We start from the raw sequence: 16,660 nt of genomic DNA on the forward strand, positions 1-16,660 counted from the left end.
TACCTCCAACCCCGACACCTATGTTTGACGTAAGAATCGTCATAACAGGTGTAAACTAAAACACTACATGTCAACCTAATATAAGTTTTGGGGTTTTTTCAACCTATGTTAACGTCAGAAATTAAGTAATTTAGAGATCGTATTTTTAATTTGTTATAAGCTAGACGAACTTTTCATTTATGTATGCAACCCAAATTTCTACTCTAGATCAATACTTGAAAATCATTGAGCCATTAACGTCCTCAAACGACATTTTACTTTTTCGTGGTCAAGATCAAGACAAGCCTTTATTGCCTTCAATTGCTCGCGATGATAAGAGAAACGATGAAAGTTTAGTCAAAACTGAAGAGGATATGTTGAGAGAGCTGAAACGTCGCGCACCACTTTTGCTTTCAAGAGAGCCCAAAACGGATTGGGAATGGCTTGTTATTGCACAACATTTTGGTTTAAGGACAAGACTTCTAGATTGGTCGAGCAATCCACTTATAGCCCTGTGGTTTGCTTGCAGGTCTCTGTCCAGCACTGATTCAGTAATTTATATCCTAGAAGCTAGCAAAAATTTTTTAGTAGACTATGAAGCGAATGAATCGCCGTTTAAAATTACTCACACTCGAATTTTACGGCCTCCTATGAACAACGACAGGATAGTTGCCCAAGCCGGATGGTTTACTGTACATAAATGTTCTTCAAAGCTAGGTAAATTCATACCACTTGAAGAGAATGCCGATATGAAGCATATGGTTAGAAAGGTCATTGTTAAGCCGAATGATAAGATCACTCTAATACAAAAAGTATCAATTCTTGGAATTAATAATCAATCAATATACCCAGATATTGAAGGCTTGTGCCGACACCTGAATACCTCATACTTTAACTAAATCTTGGATTTTTTAATAATATATATATCACTGTATTTCAAGAAGTTACTTATGCTTGCCATTAATCAGAGAGTATAAATTACCCTATACAACCACGGAATGAAAGAATCCCTTGAATCAGCTCGAAATGTCCACAAATGCATTGAAAAATTGAGGAAGAGAATTCATGATCAACCATTTCTACCCCGAATTGATCCACCTAGTCCGACAAGTTAGTGATCTGCATTAGTTCAGACATCATTTTTTCTTAGCGCGGATGTATTTTCTACAATGCTTGTGGCGCCATCATGGCTCCTATCCGAATTGGATCCTTATTATGACATTGCTTTCGGACTTTGCGACCTCGGTATGGATTTGCCAGAATTGAGAAATGTTTCAATCGCGAACTGGAAAAGTCCAGCACCCAACGCTGAGTATCCCATTTGTAGAATGGGACAAGCACTTCGTCCCTCCTACCCTATGAGCGTTTACCACAAAGCCGCACGCATGAACAAGCAAATCACAACGGATCAAGAAAGCTGGCAATTGCGCACCTTTCTTGATTAAATAGACCTAAGTAACGATTTATTTCAGTATGGTAATATGTCTATATTGGCAGGTCCACCTTCACATTTTTTAAATATTCTGATCTCTTTAATTTTACTAAGATCCAATCCTTCCCGAGTTCGAAAATTAGCAAAGTAGTCAGCGTAAGAAGTAACTTTTTCGGCAATTATCTTTCCATCCATATCAATTAGGGAAACAGTCATACCAGGTGTACAGCCATCTACTACACGCATATTAATGCTTTTGATATCGGAATAATATGAAACATCAATAACTAATGATGTTCCAATATTGAGCGTCAGGTAACCATCCAGAATTTTACTGCCGCAAGAGTGGTTGTCATTCGGTATATCATCAACCAGGGTAAATTTCAAATTCTTGAATTCACTAATCACACCGCATTCAGGATTTTTGAATTCAGTCAGATCGTTACTTGGATTTGTATTTTTACTTCCAAACAGCAGATATATCCCATTTTTGTGCTTTTCTAATAAAGACACTCTTGTTTCTTTTGCTGGATCAGGTTTTGGATCGTCTTTCGGGTCATCTTTAGGACAAGCCCATAATGTAAGACAAAGGATCGGGAGGAGCGCAAGGGTAAATCTTTTCATTTTAGAGAGAGGTTTGAGTAGTATACAAAAATATACAAATGGAAGCGTATCTGCATGTGACATTTGAAGCTTTTATTAAGCGTTACAAAACATGTTAAAATAAACTTTGTTTTTGACGTTAAAAAAACCACCTTATAAACGTTAAATATGGCTTTGTTTTAAACATATTTTGCTATTCCAAAATAAACATCTATTTTGGCGTTAAAATTAATGTCTAAACAAACGTATCATGATCTTCACAACCGCAGGCGAAAAGGGTGGGAGTGGCCGCAGCACAATTGCGGAGCATTTTACCGTGTGGCTGTCTAAACAGGGTTTTGATGTCCTTTTGATTGATGCTGACGAGCAGGGCACCGCAAGCGATTTTACCGCATGGCGTGAGCAAACTCTTGATGGAAATGTCGGTTATACATTGGTGCAGCTTGTAGGTGCAAATCTGCGCAAACAGGTCGAAACCATGAAGTCAAAATACGACCATATTGTGATTGATACAGGGGGGCGAGACACGACCAGTCAACGTGCTGCTTTGTTCGCATCCGATGTTGCAATCATCCCGATCCAGCCACGCAGCCATGATATCTGGACGCTGGCTAAATTCACTGAAATTCTGGAAGAAATACAGGCGACGCGCGCGACGCCATTAATTGCGTACACATTCCTGAACCGTGCGGATATAACTTCAGCGGATAACCGGGAATCAGCGGAAGCATTGTCGGCCATCGAGCAGATGACATTCATAGATTGTCCGGTCAAAAACCGTAAGGCATATCCAAACTCCGGATCAGCCGGATTGACAGTTTTTGAAATGGGGGAGAAGGCCGACCTAAAAGCCATTAACGAAATTACTGAACTTTTTAAACGCATTAGTCATGTCAATATCAACGTCACCGCCTAAGAAGAAGGTATCGGAACAACAGATCGAAGCTGTTGTCAATAAAGGCGGCAAAACTACGGTGGAGAGCAAATCTGAATCTGCAGATCTAAATTCAACCAAAAGCATTAAGCTAATTATGACGGTTGATGAAATGGAAAAGATCAAGGAACTGCGCGACAAACGCCCGGCCAGAAGCCGCAGCCGCAAGATCTCGATATCCGTGCACGATTGGGTTATTGAAGCCGTACAGGAGAAAATCGAGCGGGAACGCCGAAAATATAGCGTTCAATAGAGCGTTAAAACTAACATTATTTTTAACGTTAAAGTAAACGCTAAATGAGTGCTAAAAAAGACGTAGAAAAAGATGTTAAACCAAAACCAGACGGAACCTCAAAAGTTGCTGTTCGCAGGTCAAAGCTCATTTATGAAGCTTACCAGGAAGAACCGGACGACCGTGAAATGCTCTTTCAGGCTGCGGCCATGTGTCAGGTGTTCCTGCCGCGCCGGGAGCCATTGACTCCGAGTGAGGTCTGGGAGACTGAAAGCGGCAAGTTCACTATGACGGTGATCCCGCTGCCGGTGATGAACCCTGCCACGCACAAAAACGAATATATCGGACTCCCATACGGTACGAAGGCCCGCATCATCCTGGCGAACCTGAACGCCATCGCCGTGCAGACCCAAAATCGGGTCATAGACGTGAGTTCGAACAATCTGACACAATTTGTCAAGGAAATCGGAATGACGGACGGAGGGAGCCAAATATCGGGCGTACGAGATCAAATTGCGCGACTATCTAATTCCATCATGCGTCTGACCTTTGACGGGGCAGAGTGGCAGGATAACACCAACATGCCGATCGTAAGCCGGTTTACCGTATTCAAGGACAGCAACCAGCAACGCTGGCCAGAACAGATCGAATTGTCGGAGCAGTATTTTAAAAATCTGGTCGAGCATGCTGTGCCGCTTCCAAAGCTTCACCTTGCCGCCCTGAGCAATAACGCGACCGCCATTGATCTGTATTGCTTTCTCGCGCACCGTCTGCACCGCATTCCAAAGGGGAAACCGCAGTTTCTGGCATGGAAAACGTTAAAAGACCAGTTTGGGGGTGAATATACGCGGATGACTGATTTTAGGACAAATTTCAAGAAGACCTGGGACTTGGTAAGAACCTTGTATACAGACGCTAAGATCGAGCAAAAAGGCACGCGCGGGATGTTGCTGCACAACAGTCCAACTCCAATTCCGCAGCAGCTATTTATGTTTGCTAAATAATTGTTAATAAGTTAATTATATCCAGAATAACGACTATTTCACGGTATTGCCGTGTTTTTGTCTCAATAATAAGCATAACTATCAGTAAATCAGTATATTAAATATTAAATAACGAGTAAACCACGGTACAATAGCAATTTTATGTTGATAAGTCTGTGTAAAAGCTTGTGGATAAGTAGGTTATGCACCGTGATTTTGTCGTTGAAATCACCGTGATTTACTCGAGAAAGGCACCGTGATTTTGTCCCACAACCCTTTATTTAAAAACAAATAAAAAATACTATTATTAGCTGAAAAAATTGTTGAAAACTGATGAGGGAAAGAGGGGGGCGGTGAACTAACTTCTTAGTTATTGATTTTATCTATATCATGTGTAGCACGCCTGAGATTTTTGAAAAGAAGTTGAGATTTATTGAGAAATATAATCCGACTAAAACTGTTGAAGCCGCTTTATCAAGCTCATTTGATGCGGCTCTACAACGTAATCCCATTTATAATAAGGACGCCAGCACGTTTCGAAGAAAAGAGATCAAAGCTTTTTGTTCGAGCGAACTGCTTAGAATATCTAGAAAGTATATTGATGTCGTAACAGTCAAAGAATATGAGAATGATATTTTGGAGTTACAGTCTTTGATGAATGAAAGATATCATGCGTACTTTGATGAAAACGGATTTAAAATTTCTCATTCTCAAAAGAGCCTTTCGGTATTTTTAAAGATTATGTGGTTGATTGGGAAAATCAAAATGCCACCATTATGCCCGGTTGATAGAACAATATTGATCGCTGCTGGCGAGAAAAATCCTGACGCATGGACTAGCGTCAATTCAATGCCAGAATACCGTAAACATATTCGTATTTTAAAGCATGCTGCTAGAAATCATAAGTGTCCCAATCTTGCGTGTTGGGAAATTTACCATTTTAAGGTAGAGGATAAATGAACATCAAAGATGCCAAATCCATCCCACTCGATGAGTTCCTGGATCGCCAGGGCTACACCGGCAAGCTGAAAGCCGGGCGCCTTTGGTATGCCATCCGGGAAGAGAGCCACGCTAGCTTCGTGCTGACGCGGGACCGGTTTGCCTGGTATGACCACGGGCTGGGGGTAGGAGGGAACATAATCGACTGGCCGATCACATACAAGAATGCCCGTGACGTTTCGGCATCCATCGGATATATTGCGGGGGTCATGGGTTCGGGCTATATTGTCCAGCCCGACAGAGTGCAGTTCAAAAAAATGGAACCCGAATTGCCTCACTACACGCTGGTCGCTGTTGATGATTTCGAGCCGTACAATCGCCGTGAGCTGACTGCCCATGCAAAGCACCTGGCCAGCCGCGGGATCAATCCTGAACGAGCTGCGCCTTACCTGACCGATATTAAATTCGCCCTGCGAGAAGATCCCAAATCTCTGCTTTATGGCTTCGGAATGATTAACGAGCAGGAGGGTTACGAGGTCCGATCGAAACTTTTCTCGACCAGCGGCTATAAGAAAACCACGGTAGGAGGGAAGGGCGTTTCCGTGATCCGGGCACGTAACAGCGATCATAAAACTGAGGACTGGCATACAAAGACGTGGCTGGCTTTTTACTCCATGATGGACTTTCTGACGTTCATCACGACCGACCATAGCGAGATCGGCACATATAACTTTATCGTGATGCATGGTGATGCAATGATCCATAAAGCAGCCGAATATCTGAACACGCTGCTGGCCGGAACTATCCATCATTATTGTCATCTGGACAGTAACGGAAACGGGCAGCGTGCAATGCTTGACCTAATGGGGGAGATGCCCGACTGGAAGCACGGCGACATGTCCTATCAGTACCACGAGTTCAAAGATATGAACGAAAAGCACATGTACGAATTGAAGCTGGATTACAGACCGGCAGCAGGGAACACCCATCGGTCGTTTCAGAACATCCAAAAGCCTAAGCCACGTTCCAAAAAGGTTTAATGCTGTGTCTTGATAGATTAAGTCAGAAAATCAAGCCAATAATTGATTCTGGAAGGCAATATATTTCTATGCTTGCAGACAAAATAGAATAACTCACTTGCTGACAGTACTGTGACATCATCAGAATCAGCCTGAACTTTTCCGTTAGTTGAGAACAAATAAATGTGGTCAGCAATCCCTCGAAGCCGTTCATCAAGCCCTACATTCCCTTGTTTTACCTGGGCGACAGCTGTTTGTGATGTGATTGAATGTTTTAGAATGAATTCATATCCAATGGTTGCTGGTTTGCACGAACTGGGAATTATGCAATACCCCTTAATCTTTTGGAGATAAAGACCGACAACATCTTCACAGTCGTCGGCACCGATAAATTTAAAAAATGTTGCCTCAGTAATTCCTTCACTTGTTAAATCAGTTTCAAATTTATTTCTGTCAATTTCACGTGAAAAGGCCCATTTAGTAAATTGGTGCATTAGTGGTTCGTGGATTGCCTGGAAAGATTTAGCCGGACGAAAGCAGGCAATAATTTTTCCAGGAATATTTTCTTCGCTTCCAATCTCAATCCATTCACACTCTCTCTGATTGGGAATATCCAATTCTATATGCAATGGATCATTTGAATAGAACCAGTCAGATTTAATGCATCCTAAGTAGTATTTCCCATTCAGATCGCGTGCCCAAATATATTCTCCTGGAACAGGTTTATTAGCAAAGATAACGGATGGAACAGACCCGTTATACTTTTTACGTACTGCCTGTTCGTATTCACTTGGGCTTTTAACTTCCTCAGAAACCGGCCAACCTATCCCAGAGATGTTATTTTTTATGCAATAATCAACAACGTCGTCATGTGTCTTCCCGTTTTTAGGATCGGGTCTAATATGTAATCGCCAAAGCATTTTTTGATATAGAAATGGTTGATATAGACAAGATAAAAACACTAGTTTACTACTATTGCTGAGGTAATTTTGCTGTTAAATAAAGCCAATGTTGGATTTTAGGCATGTTTATTCTCGCTCCGGAATGTATTCAGTAATCTCAAAATCAGGATCGTGATCAAATACCTTAATACAGTACACGGTCAACGACTCTTTAATTCTTGTGATCAAATTACTAAGGTCATAGAACGTGATATTAATGCTATTACCAGCCTTTACATCAAAGCTTTTTAAGTCTTTTGCAGTTTTTTCTGTGATAATTCTGTTGTTATGTAATATGTCATTTCTGAATAATCTCATGCTTCCTAAAACGTCAAACTGAATTAGCTCTCTATCTTGGTCTACGGCAACGCTTATTTTCTCCCTATATTCTCTTTCCCAGTGCTCAAATATTAAAACGATTGCATACGCTGCCAGGCTTAGGTAGTTTTCTCCGTTTATTGAGTTTCTATTTTTGACTTTGCCCAAGGTTGATTTATGTAAAACATAACTGTTTCTATCAAAGCCGTCTGGGCTTGCATACACATAAGTATATTCGTCTGTCTTTAAATGATCATTTTTTTGATCCTGTAAAATACCATCAAAGATAGAATTGTAACCCTGAGTACTGTCAAGATACAGACCATATATATTGTCACAAATAGCTAAGAATTCATTTGATGCTTGTAGGAAAGCATCTAAATTTCTGTTATTTCCGTCTTTTTTAGCTTTTTTAATAAAAGGACGTCCTCTGTTATTAAGCTCGCTTTTAGCATATTCTTTTAAGTTTAATTTTCCTTCCAGAAATGTTGTGAGGATATCATCCGATACATCTTTAAATAGAAGATTGATATCATAAACGCCATTTGATTCTTTTTGGGCCATAAATATGCTAATTAAGAAGTTAGTCTACCATTTATTCCTCACGGTTAATGAGTATAATGCCTTTTTTGTCCTCCGTGACCAGATAGTTTTCTTTTGGAATGAAAAGTTCTCCGTTTTCATTCTGTACAAAGTGCCTGGAAATGAAATTCCACTTCGTTTCAGCAAGCTCAATTTTCTCCTTATCAGCCATGGCATCTTTTATCATAAAGGCGCCCAGACAGCATAAAAGAAAAGCGGAAAATACCAAGCTTACCGCCACGATGTTTTGACCAATGCCGGTAGACAGGTTCCCCCACCATATAGTCCAGGCAGAAGCGTTATACCCGTAGTGGTTGTTATAAGTAACCGGCTTGATCGTTTCATTCACCTTCGCAGCGGCCTGTTCAATCTTGTCAACGGATTTCTCGACAGCCAACATCAGTGGTACGATCTCGGGCTCAATTGCTGATTCTGATAAGTTAAAGCGGAGTGCCAGCCTGTGGCGTTCCGCGGCGAGGTTTGTATGTTTTTCCATTAGCTAATAATTTCCTGTATTTCCTGCTGTTTTTTACGGTACATGATCCTGGACATCATACCCAGGGATGCCGGGTCCGGATCAGGCTGGCTGATCAGGTCTATTATTTCCTTAACAGCACCACCACTACCCAGGTCACCAAATTGTTTGCAATCTATCCCAAGCTCTTTAAGTTTTTCAACCGCCTTTTCAGCTGTTTCTTTACCGCCAAAAGTGCCCATATTGACCACCATTGTTATAGGAAATTGCCCGGCAATTCCAGCAGACACCGCGTTGTAATAATTTACGCAGGAAGCCAGGGCATCACGTCCTGCAACAATGACAAATAAACGCAGCATAGTGTCCCTATCTGCCAGTTCCCTGCGCAGTTCATCAGCCAGGTCATCTTCTTGCAGCAGGCGTAGGAATTCAGCCGATTCAGGTGCACCAAAATCAATGTAGGGGTAAACTAAAGAAAGGGAGAAAAACCGTCACGACTTTGATGTAATATTTTTATCGTTCCGTAATATGGTACATTCAATTCTGAGCCTTGACGCGAATCAAGAACACAACTTATAATAATCTTTGGTTGTCCGAAATATTACATGGATTTTACTGATAAGCAAGATCTCTTGCTATATTGCCGTATCTTTCTTTACTTTGTATACAATTACAGGAAATGGTGTCTTCCTGCGGAAACCGCCTTAACACGGCTGATGGCGCCTATTAGGATCAAAAAGTAATTTTGTTCATCTAATAGGTATATATAAAATGTCAGCTTTCCGTTTCCGTCTTCCCAAGAATCTCGCTTCTTTTTTCTGGCGCAACGCCATTGTATTTTTTACGGTGAAATGGCTTCTGCTATCAGCATTAGTCGGCGTTCTGGTTGGTTCTGCATCTGCATTATTTCTAGTTTGTCTGGACTGGGCTACCCATTATAGAGAAAGTCACGTCTGGATCATTTCACTGCTTCCGCTGGCAGGATTTGTCGTCGGATGCATGTACCATTATTTTGGAAAAGAGCTCGAAGCAGGAAACAATCTTTTGCTGGAAAACATCAACCGTCCCTCCAAAATCATTTCTTTAAAAATGGCACCCTTCGTTCTGATCGGGACGATTGCCACGCACTTGTTTGGTGGGTCAGCCGGCAGGGAAGGTACCGCTCTGCAGATCGGGGGATCTATCGCAGACCAGTTTACAAGGATCTTCGGGCTGCGCCCACGGGACCGCAGGCTCATTCTCATAGCAGGAATTGCCGCAGGTTTTGGCTCGGTGTTTGGCACACCACTTGCAGGAGGCATATTCGGTCTTGAAGTATTTTTGATTGGCCGGATAACATATGAGGCGTTAATCCCAGCTTTTGCTTCTGCCATACTTGCCGATATGACTACAAAAGCCTGGCATGTGGGACATACACATTACCATATTCCATTAGTGGCTGACCTCTCTGTTTCAAGGGTATTATATGCTGTAATCGCCGGATGTATCTTTGGTGCCTGCTCAGTTCTGTTCAGCAGCCTTACCCATCTTATAAGCAGTATCTTCAAAAGAAAAATTTCATTTCCACCCTTCCGGCCCATGTTTGGTGGCGCCATTGTTGCCCTTGCTGTACTGGGCCTTGGGACCACCAGGTACATAGGTCTTGGTATCCCAGTCATTTTAGAATCTTTCACAACGCAGCTGCCACCGTATGATTTTATGCTTAAGATCATTTTCACAGCACTCACTTTGGGGGCAGCTTTCAAAGGTGGTGAAGTCACGCCATTATTCTTTATAGGCGCAACCCTTGGAAATGCACTTTCTTATTTTATCCCATTGCCTACAGGGCTTTTGGCGGCAATGGGGTTCGTAGCTGTTTTTGCAGGTGCAGCCAATACACCAGTTGCATGTATACTGATGGGCATTGAATTATTTGGCGCCGAATGCGGCGTGTATGTTGCTATCGCATGTATAATTGCCTACTTCTTTTCCGGACACCGCGGCATTTATGGCTCCCAACTCATTGGCCAATCCAAACACGTCCTATACAGCCAGCATGAAGGTAAAAACTTGGCTGACCTAAGGTCTAACCCTAAAAAAACTGCTCATGGAAAACACTGATTTTATTTTGCTCAGGCAAACTACACTGCGCATTTACCTTGGGACCGGCCAAGGCATTCCGGGTTTAACCTTCTGGCAGCGGCTGTGGCGCAATAATCTGGCAAACTTTATATTAAAGAAGGCAAAAGAGTCCGGCATACGTCAGGCTATTATGTTTCCGGTACGGGCCGGATTTTTAAAGGATACCAAACTCGTTTTTGCAACGACCGAGATTGTGCCGCCCAGATTGCCGGTCTGTATCGAAGTAACTGGTGAGCCGCAGCAGCTGGCATCATTTATCGGGCTCAATGATGACCTTCTCAAAAACACTTTCATGGTTTTAGAAAACCCTGATACCTATCAAATCGTTTACCAGTCCAATCAATAATGTTATGGAAAAATGGGTTTCTTATGCCGTTATTTCGATGCTCTTTGCGGGTCTCACCTCGGTCATTGCCAAATTTGGGCTTAAAAATGTAAGCGGCGATACCGGACTTGCCGTCCGGACAATTGTCGTTTTTATATTGATATGGGCAAATGCTTTATTTTTCCAGGATGTCAGGCAGTTTCGTAACCTGGACAAATCTGCGGTTCTATTTTTGGCCGTTTCAGGTATTACGACAAGTTTGTCATGGATCTTTTACTACCGTGCCATTAAGGTAGGTCCGGTCTCCCAGGTTGCTTTGATAGATAAAGGAAGTATCGTGATTGCGCTGCTTTTGTCAGTTTGGATATTGAAAGAGCCGCTTTCAATCAAAACAGTAGCAGGGGCTATTCTGATTGTTGCCGGACTGCTGGTCATCGCATGGAAATAGTATTACCAGACCGGGTTTCCCAGTAAATAGTCACCGGTTATGATTGCCGCGGATATCATCCAGAAATTCTTCAAAATTGGCCACTAGGTTTGATCCATATTTGAAAATAGTTATGGCGACCCGCAAACTTTTGACTGAAATACAATGCATTATTGTCAGCCTTTATGAAAGCTTTGAAGACCAGACGTTATTTTTTCATACTGTAAACCATGTCTTGCAGGTAGTCACCCATGTGCAGGAATTGTGTGCTTATTATCAAATCAGTGAAGCAGATACCTTTGTTGTAAGCACCGCAGCCTGGTTTCATGATCTGGGCTATTTGACTGTCGGTGCTGCGGGGCATGAGTACAAAAGTGCCGAGCTGGCTGGTAAATATCTAAGTGAAAGGTTGCCGGATGCAGACATGCTGATGCAGATTCAGCAGTGCATCCTGGCAACAATTTTACCGCAAAGACCGCAGACCCTACTCGAGCAGATTATCTGCGATGCGGACCTGTATCATTTAGGCACAGAAGATTTCTTTTACCGTGACGGATTGATGCGAAAAGAAACTGAACTGCGGGTTGGCAAAATCGATGATAAAAAATGGCTTACAGGCTCCATCGATCTTTTGGAATCACACAAATTCCACACGAAATATTGCCAGCAGAATTTAGGCAAAAAGAAGCAATGGAATCTGGATACATCAAAAGCGATGCTGCAAAAAATTGAGTAAATGTCTACTGGGGCCGTAAGCTGACACAAAAGACAGGAATAGGGACGTATTTTCTACCCGGAGTTGTGGTATTGTACATGAAAATAATTGTAAATTAATTATAACTTTCAAAATGAAAGTATTGCTTATAGAAGATGAAGCCGGATTTGCCCACGATGTGAAAACGTATCTGACCAGTAATGATATGACCTGCGAGTGGGCAAATACCATTGAGACAACACTGGAAAATATTTCTCTTTTTGAATATGATTGTATCCTGCTTGACCTGTCGCTGCCGGATGGAAACGGGATGAAAGTGCTCACAGAACTTAGAAAGCAAAACAAGACGGAAGGGGTGATTATCATTTCGGCCAAGGATACCTTGGAAACCCGGCTCGAAGGACTTCAGCTTGGAGCGGATGACTATCTGACCAAGCCTTTTCATTTGTCTGAGCTGCTGGCCAGGATCCAGTCTCTTTTCAGAAGAAAACATTTTGAAGGAAATAATATGCTTCAATTGAATGAGATCCAGATTGATATGATGGCAAAATCAGTCAAGGTTAATGATCAGTTGGTAGAAATGACAAAAAAAGAATTCGAACTGATCCTGTATCTGATAGCCAACAAAAACAGGATACTTTCCAAATCATCGCTAGCCGAGCATTTATCGGGCGATATGGCCTACATGCTGGATAACCATGATTTCGTCTATACACATATGAAGAACTTAAAGAAAAAACTAATTACTGCCGGTTCAAAAGATTACATCAAAACAGTCTACGGGCTTGGTTATCAATGGATAATGTAAAGCGTAAACTTTTACATCAAACGCTGAGAGGGTATGGTCTGTATGCTGTGCTGATTCTTTTACTGAGTACTCCGTTTTTCTATTTCTTGATACAAAAGCTGCATCTGGACGATGTGGATGAAGGCTTGGTGCTCAGAGCTGATGAGTTTAAATTGCATATATTACCAGGCCTGAATGCATCGGAGATCGATCAGTGGAACCGCTTTAACAGGGATATGAAAATCCTGAAAGAACCTGTTATTAAGGGCGATTCGCTGTCTTTTCAGTTTTATTATGACAGTCTGATCACAGAACTGGAACCCTACCGGGTTTTGTTGTCGCCGGTCAAAATAGGTAACCTTCCCTACACTTTGTCGGTCAAAAATGATTTGATAGAATCGGAGGATTTGATTATGAGTCTCGCCTTGCTTTACAGCGGTCTATTGGTCGTGCTTCTGGCGGGCCTGTTCTATATCACAAAATATTATTCAAACCGGCTTTGGCTCCCTTTTTATAATACCCTGGATTCGATTGAGCAGTACGAAATTGATAAAACCCACAAACCTGATCTGCCGGATCCTGCCATTCAAGAGTTTTCAAGGCTTAACCAGTCCGTCCAGAACCTGATCGATCGTAGTAAAGTAACCTATGAAAACCAGCAGGAATTCATTGAAAATGCAGCACATGAACTTCAGACACCCCTGGCTGTGCTGCATGCAAAGCTTGATAGTTTTTTACAGCTGCCTGACCTGACAGCCAGCCAGCTGGCGGCGCTGTCTCCGTTGTACGATTTACTGGCCCGGTTAAACCGGTTGAATAAAAACCTGCTTCTTTTATCAAAAATTGATCATCAGTCCTATCACACAGCCGAACGTTTTGATCTTGCGTTGGTCATTGAAAAAACAATCGATTTTTTCGAGGATCAGGCCACAGAAAAAAATATCCGGTTTGAGCATGTTAAACTGGAAAGTCACTGGGTCGTATATAATATGGCGCTCGTTGAAATTCTTGTCAGCAACCTGCTTTTGAATGCGCTCACCCATAACCGGGAGTATGGTGTAATTCATATCGAATTAAAAGGCTCGACACTGATCATAAGCAACACGGGGGCAACCAGCACAGTCTTGGCTGCTGAAAAGCTCTTTCAACGCTTCGCCAAAACAGGTAGCGCTTCAAAAGGAAACGGCCTTGGGCTTGCCATCGTAAAAAAGATAACGGATCTGTACGGTTGGATGATTGGCTATTCTTTTGAAGATGGTCTTCACTGTTTTAAGGTGCGTTTTTAGGTTAGCTTATTTTGCTATGACCGGCAGCGGTTGCATCACAGGATGATTTGCTTTAAACTCTTTGCCTGCCAGTTTTGCAATGGTGGCTGCAATTTGGCCCTGGTAGTACTGCGCTTTCAGAGTGCTTTCTCCCTGGAAATTAATGGAAGGACCTATTAAGGCAATCCAGATTTGATCTGAACCATCGACTTGCCTTCCATGGTCCTTCCATAATCCCTGTTTGGCCTGACCCCGGCCATGATCCGTGGTGATGATCAGCGTCGTTTTGCCCGCATAAAAAGGATCGGACTCAATATGTTCCCAAAGCTCTTTGATCCAGGCGTCCGATTTATGTGCGGCATCCAGGTAAAAGTCGTAGAGCCCGCCATGGGCAAACTCGTCAGTGTCCCCAAAACCGAAATGAATCAACTTGGGCTTGTTGATTTTCATGTATTCGAGTCCGATTCGGAATGTGGTCACATCCAGCCTTTCGCTGCCATGGAACAGGTCTGGCAGTTCATGTTGCAAACGGTTCAGGGCGATCTGCTTTTCGGTTAGCTTGCCAGGCAAATCCCTGAAACCATCGTTAACCAGAAAGCCGCTGCGTTTTTCATTGAAAATGGAAGAGAAAACATCCCAGGATGCAAATGATGCTGTTTTGCCTTTAAATTCAGGCAACTTGTTAAGAAACTCGAACACGTTTTCATTTTTGTTTGGGCTCTTTGCATTTGAATTTACCGTGGAGTCGGCAAAACCTGTAAAAATCTCATTGTAACCGGGGTAAGAAAACCAGTGTGGGTTGGATACATTCACTTGACTGCCGAGCGTGCGGTTACCCAGTAAGACTCCTTTTGAAAAGATCCGGGTCCACATAAAGGGCATCAACTTTTCTCTTCTTACTTTTGATGAGCCGGCCCAGAACTTGCCTTGGATGTAACGGGTATTATAACCGGCAGCCTTGTCAAATGTCAAAAGGCTGTCTGCGCCATTAAATAGCTCCTGCCATCTCAGCCCGTCAAGGGTCACGACAACAACGTTACCGGGTGTTTTTTGTGCCGATGCAAGCGTGCTTGCTGCGGCTAACAGAACAAAAAAGATGATTTTTTTCATTGATATATTCTCTGGTTAGGATTTAGTAAAAATAGCTTAGATCAGCCAGTGGGCGGTATGCTTCACAATTTTATAATATCAGAACCAAAGTCCCTCCAACGATTAAAAGAGCGCCGATGGCTGCTTTCAGGGTTAATGCCTCTTTCAGGATCAGAACCGAAAGCAGAATGGTTAAGGCGACACTGAGTTTATCCACTGGGGCCACTTGTGATACTTTTCCAATTTGAAGCGCCTTATAATAAAATATCCACGAAAGACCGGTGGCCAGCCCGGATAAGACAAGAAAGATCAGGGTGTACTTTGAAAGTTCATGAATGCCCTTAAGTTCACCTCGGGAGAATACAATTCCCCAGGCAACGATCAAAACAACTACCGTACGGATGGCTGTGGCCAGATCAGAATTGACCCCCGTGACACCGATTTTAGCCAGTATGGCTGTTAGAGAAGCAAAAAAAGCTGATAATAAGGCATAGGTCCACCACATACTATTTATAAATTTAATTGGCTAATCATTTAAAGCAAGCTCTTATTTGCGCTGATATGCATTCAAATGAACCGGTAGTTTCTTGTCACTTTCTTCGCTCAGGGTCAGGTAAGCGGATACATTTTTTGTGAAGGTTAGTGCTTCTCCCTGAGCTTCTAGCGAGTAGGGAAGAATCGAAGCGGGACGCACAAGCGCCTGAGCAATCGTCTCATTGCCTTTAAGTCGCCAGTGATAGATATGCAGGTAACTTTTAATGATAATCTGTGAATTATCCAGCGAAACGTTGCCATCGGTGATGTAGGAGCCTACATCGGTTCCTGGGGAAAAGGGCATTTCGGCTATAAATTCAGCTGTTAGGAGCCGGTCGTACACTTGTGGGAAAGCCAGTCGGTAGAGCCGTTTTTTGTTTTCCCTTTTGGAAAGTATATAAATATCTTTGCTTTGGTGATCGATAAGTAAACATTCTGCATCGCGCGGGCCATCCGGGTATTGAAATATAATTTTTTGGGCCCTGTCCGTGCTTGCCACTCCATCAGCAGGCTCTGCAATGCGGTAAATGCAGTAGTCTCCATGCGTATTGTCATTATCTCCAATATCTCCGATGTAAAGAAAGGGGCCTTCGGGAAAAGTAGTCATGGCGATGGCCTCCCAGTCGCGGTTGACCCCGCCTTCCACAGTTACTGATCTGGTCCCCTTCCCCAGACTGTCAATGGCAAAAATCCGGTTTGTATCCCCTGAATCGTTGTGGGTCCAAAAAACATTGCTGCTTAAACCGCTGGTCACAATCCCGGAAGCTTCGCTGATCTGACTATTTTCAATAACGCCCCTATCAAGGGCTGTTGAAAAAGAATCTGATTGGGAACCGGAGCTGACCGGGTCTTTTTTACAGGAGATAAAAAGTACTAACAGGCAAATTTTGCAAAGTGATCTTTTCATAGGGAAACAACTTTTGAGATGATTACAGCGATGCCTGGCGCACGATTGTGTAC

The 16,660-nt window shown here is 42.7% G+C and carries 21 protein-coding genes and 1 riboswitch; of the genes, 13 read left to right on the forward strand and 8 right to left on the reverse strand.

Features of this window, described 5'->3' with window-relative positions; all coding sequences use genetic code 11:
- Positions 1-179 precede the first annotated feature (179 nt).
- A complete protein-coding gene (locus tag B5X68_RS27150; RefSeq protein WP_082217918.1) occupies positions 180-878 on the forward strand; it encodes an FRG domain-containing protein in 699 nt (232 codons plus the stop codon).
- A 270-nt stretch (positions 879-1,148) separates the two neighbouring features.
- Entirely contained in the window at positions 1,149-1,424 is a 276-nt protein-coding gene (locus tag B5X68_RS27155; RefSeq protein ID WP_082217919.1) for a DUF2958 domain-containing protein, read from the forward strand.
- Positions 1,425-1,447: 23 nt separating this feature from the next.
- On the opposite strand, the gene B5X68_RS27160 is transcribed toward B5X68_RS27155, so the two are convergent.
- A complete protein-coding gene (locus tag B5X68_RS27160; RefSeq protein WP_082217920.1) occupies positions 1,448-2,035 on the reverse strand; it encodes a hypothetical protein in 588 nt (195 codons plus the stop codon).
- A 229-nt stretch (positions 2,036-2,264) separates the two neighbouring features.
- Here B5X68_RS27160 and B5X68_RS27165 point away from each other — a divergent pair, with 229 nt between their 5' ends.
- The 5 genes from B5X68_RS27165 to B5X68_RS27185 all read left to right on the forward strand — a co-directional run bounded on the left by B5X68_RS27165 (position 2,265) and on the right by B5X68_RS27185 (position 6,142).
- The gene (locus B5X68_RS27165) at positions 2,265-2,930 is read left to right on the forward strand and encodes an AAA family ATPase (protein WP_082217921.1); all 666 of its coding nucleotides are present in this window, start codon (positions 2,265-2,267) and stop codon (positions 2,928-2,930) included.
- Positions 2,905-3,201 (forward strand): hypothetical protein, encoded by a 297-nt coding sequence (locus tag B5X68_RS27170; protein WP_082217922.1) that lies wholly within the window; start codon positions 2,905-2,907, stop codon positions 3,199-3,201. Before B5X68_RS27165 ends, B5X68_RS27170 begins: the two co-directional genes overlap by 26 nt.
- Positions 3,202-3,245: 44 nt before the next feature.
- On the forward strand, positions 3,246-4,184 hold the full coding sequence (locus B5X68_RS27175; RefSeq protein WP_082217923.1) for a replication protein RepA: 939 nt from the start codon (positions 3,246-3,248) through the stop codon (positions 4,182-4,184).
- 369 nt (positions 4,185-4,553) lie between these two features.
- On the forward strand, positions 4,554-5,123 hold the full coding sequence (locus tag B5X68_RS27180) for a hypothetical protein (protein WP_082217924.1): 570 nt from the start codon (positions 4,554-4,556) through the stop codon (positions 5,121-5,123).
- Positions 5,120-6,142, forward strand: a complete 1,023-nt coding sequence (locus B5X68_RS27185; RefSeq protein ID WP_082217925.1) for a DUF8464 domain-containing protein — start codon at positions 5,120-5,122, stop codon at positions 6,140-6,142. Before B5X68_RS27180 ends, B5X68_RS27185 begins: the two co-directional genes overlap by 4 nt.
- A gap of 17 nt (positions 6,143-6,159) precedes the next feature.
- On the opposite strand, the gene B5X68_RS27190 is transcribed toward B5X68_RS27185, so the two are convergent.
- The 4 genes from B5X68_RS27190 to B5X68_RS27205 all read right to left on the reverse strand — a co-directional run bounded on the left by B5X68_RS27190 (position 6,160) and on the right by B5X68_RS27205 (position 8,796).
- Positions 6,160-7,041, reverse strand: a complete 882-nt coding sequence (locus B5X68_RS27190; protein WP_082217926.1) for a hypothetical protein — start codon at positions 7,039-7,041, stop codon at positions 6,160-6,162.
- A gap of 108 nt (positions 7,042-7,149) precedes the next feature.
- The gene (locus tag B5X68_RS27195; protein ID WP_082217927.1) at positions 7,150-7,944 is read right to left on the reverse strand and encodes a hypothetical protein; all 795 of its coding nucleotides are present in this window, start codon (positions 7,942-7,944) and stop codon (positions 7,150-7,152) included.
- Positions 7,945-7,975: 31 nt separating this feature from the next.
- Entirely contained in the window at positions 7,976-8,458 is a 483-nt protein-coding gene (locus B5X68_RS27200; RefSeq protein ID WP_082217928.1) for a hypothetical protein, read from the reverse strand.
- Complete coding sequence (locus tag B5X68_RS27205; RefSeq protein ID WP_082217929.1) at positions 8,458-8,796, reverse strand: hypothetical protein; 339 nt, start codon at positions 8,794-8,796, stop codon at positions 8,458-8,460. The genes B5X68_RS27200 and B5X68_RS27205 overlap by 1 nt, the downstream gene beginning before the upstream one ends.
- A gap of 307 nt (positions 8,797-9,103) precedes the next feature.
- A riboswitch (Fluoride riboswitch) is annotated at positions 9,104-9,170 on the forward strand.
- 38 nt (positions 9,171-9,208) lie between these two features.
- On the opposite strand from B5X68_RS27205, the gene B5X68_RS27210 reads away from it, so the two are divergent.
- The 6 genes from B5X68_RS27210 to B5X68_RS27235 all read left to right on the forward strand — a co-directional run bounded on the left by B5X68_RS27210 (position 9,209) and on the right by B5X68_RS27235 (position 14,098).
- The gene (locus tag B5X68_RS27210) at positions 9,209-10,537 is read left to right on the forward strand and encodes a voltage-gated chloride channel family protein (RefSeq protein WP_082217930.1); all 1,329 of its coding nucleotides are present in this window, start codon (positions 9,209-9,211) and stop codon (positions 10,535-10,537) included.
- Complete coding sequence (locus tag B5X68_RS27215; protein ID WP_082217931.1) at positions 10,524-10,904, forward strand: DUF190 domain-containing protein; 381 nt, start codon at positions 10,524-10,526, stop codon at positions 10,902-10,904. The genes B5X68_RS27210 and B5X68_RS27215 overlap by 14 nt, the downstream gene beginning before the upstream one ends.
- A 4-nt stretch (positions 10,905-10,908) precedes the next feature.
- Entirely contained in the window at positions 10,909-11,331 is a 423-nt protein-coding gene (locus B5X68_RS27220; RefSeq protein ID WP_082217932.1) for an EamA family transporter, read from the forward strand.
- A gap of 100 nt (positions 11,332-11,431) precedes the next feature.
- On the forward strand, positions 11,432-12,046 hold the full coding sequence (locus B5X68_RS27225) for an HD domain-containing protein (protein ID WP_141110443.1): 615 nt from the start codon (positions 11,432-11,434) through the stop codon (positions 12,044-12,046).
- 112 nt (positions 12,047-12,158) lie between these two features.
- Positions 12,159-12,833, forward strand: coding sequence for a response regulator transcription factor (locus B5X68_RS27230; RefSeq protein ID WP_082217934.1), 675 nt, complete (start codon positions 12,159-12,161; stop codon positions 12,831-12,833).
- On the forward strand, positions 12,821-14,098 hold the full coding sequence (locus B5X68_RS27235) for a sensor histidine kinase (RefSeq protein ID WP_082217935.1): 1,278 nt from the start codon (positions 12,821-12,823) through the stop codon (positions 14,096-14,098). The genes B5X68_RS27230 and B5X68_RS27235 overlap by 13 nt, the downstream gene beginning before the upstream one ends.
- A 6-nt stretch (positions 14,099-14,104) precedes the next feature.
- Here B5X68_RS27235 and B5X68_RS27240 read toward each other — a convergent pair whose 3' ends face one another.
- The 3 genes from B5X68_RS27240 to B5X68_RS27250 form a co-directional block, all read right to left on the reverse strand.
- On the reverse strand, positions 14,105-15,187 hold the full coding sequence (locus tag B5X68_RS27240; RefSeq protein ID WP_082217936.1) for an alkaline phosphatase family protein: 1,083 nt from the start codon (positions 15,185-15,187) through the stop codon (positions 14,105-14,107).
- A 70-nt stretch (positions 15,188-15,257) separates the two neighbouring features.
- Positions 15,258-15,671, reverse strand: a complete 414-nt coding sequence (locus B5X68_RS27245; RefSeq protein WP_082217937.1) for an EamA family transporter — start codon at positions 15,669-15,671, stop codon at positions 15,258-15,260.
- 42 nt (positions 15,672-15,713) lie between these two features.
- On the reverse strand, positions 15,714-16,607 hold the full coding sequence (locus B5X68_RS27250; protein ID WP_082217938.1) for a hypothetical protein: 894 nt from the start codon (positions 16,605-16,607) through the stop codon (positions 15,714-15,716).
- Positions 16,608-16,660: the final 53 nt, after the last annotated feature.

The organism is Dyadobacter psychrophilus (assembly GCF_900167945.1).
GTDB classification, from domain to species: domain Bacteria; phylum Bacteroidota; class Bacteroidia; order Cytophagales; family Spirosomataceae; genus Dyadobacter; species Dyadobacter psychrophilus.

Bases quoted from the DNA above. Each gene is read 5' to 3' on its own strand.
- B5X68_RS27150 (WP_082217918.1), top strand. From the start codon at position 180: ATGTATGCAACCCAAATTTCTACTCTAGATCAATACTTGAAAATCATT.
- B5X68_RS27155 (WP_082217919.1), top strand. From the start codon at position 1,149: ATGCTTGTGGCGCCATCATGGCTCCTATCCGAATTGGATCCTTATTAT.
- B5X68_RS27160 (WP_082217920.1), bottom strand. From the start codon at position 2,035: ATGAAAAGATTTACCCTTGCGCTCCTCCCGATCCTTTGTCTTACATTA.
- B5X68_RS27165 (WP_082217921.1), top strand. From the start codon at position 2,265: ATGATCTTCACAACCGCAGGCGAAAAGGGTGGGAGTGGCCGCAGCACA.
- B5X68_RS27170 (WP_082217922.1), top strand. From the start codon at position 2,905: ATGTCAATATCAACGTCACCGCCTAAGAAGAAGGTATCGGAACAACAG.
- B5X68_RS27175 (WP_082217923.1), top strand. From the start codon at position 3,246: ATGAGTGCTAAAAAAGACGTAGAAAAAGATGTTAAACCAAAACCAGAC.
- B5X68_RS27180 (WP_082217924.1), top strand. From the start codon at position 4,554: ATGTGTAGCACGCCTGAGATTTTTGAAAAGAAGTTGAGATTTATTGAG.
- B5X68_RS27185 (WP_082217925.1), top strand. From the start codon at position 5,120: ATGAACATCAAAGATGCCAAATCCATCCCACTCGATGAGTTCCTGGAT.
- B5X68_RS27190 (WP_082217926.1), bottom strand. From the start codon at position 7,041: ATGCTTTGGCGATTACATATTAGACCCGATCCTAAAAACGGGAAGACA.
- B5X68_RS27195 (WP_082217927.1), bottom strand. From the start codon at position 7,944: ATGGCCCAAAAAGAATCAAATGGCGTTTATGATATCAATCTTCTATTT.
- B5X68_RS27200 (WP_082217928.1), bottom strand. From the start codon at position 8,458: ATGGAAAAACATACAAACCTCGCCGCGGAACGCCACAGGCTGGCACTC.
- B5X68_RS27205 (WP_082217929.1), bottom strand. From the start codon at position 8,796: ATGCTGCGTTTATTTGTCATTGTTGCAGGACGTGATGCCCTGGCTTCC.
- B5X68_RS27210 (WP_082217930.1), top strand. From the start codon at position 9,209: ATGTCAGCTTTCCGTTTCCGTCTTCCCAAGAATCTCGCTTCTTTTTTC.
- B5X68_RS27215 (WP_082217931.1), top strand. From the start codon at position 10,524: ATGGAAAACACTGATTTTATTTTGCTCAGGCAAACTACACTGCGCATT.
- B5X68_RS27220 (WP_082217932.1), top strand. From the start codon at position 10,909: ATGGAAAAATGGGTTTCTTATGCCGTTATTTCGATGCTCTTTGCGGGT.
- B5X68_RS27230 (WP_082217934.1), top strand. From the start codon at position 12,159: ATGAAAGTATTGCTTATAGAAGATGAAGCCGGATTTGCCCACGATGTG.
- B5X68_RS27235 (WP_082217935.1), top strand. From the start codon at position 12,821: ATGGATAATGTAAAGCGTAAACTTTTACATCAAACGCTGAGAGGGTAT.
- B5X68_RS27240 (WP_082217936.1), bottom strand. From the start codon at position 15,187: ATGAAAAAAATCATCTTTTTTGTTCTGTTAGCCGCAGCAAGCACGCTT.
- B5X68_RS27245 (WP_082217937.1), bottom strand. From the start codon at position 15,671: ATGTGGTGGACCTATGCCTTATTATCAGCTTTTTTTGCTTCTCTAACA.
- B5X68_RS27250 (WP_082217938.1), bottom strand. From the start codon at position 16,607: ATGAAAAGATCACTTTGCAAAATTTGCCTGTTAGTACTTTTTATCTCC.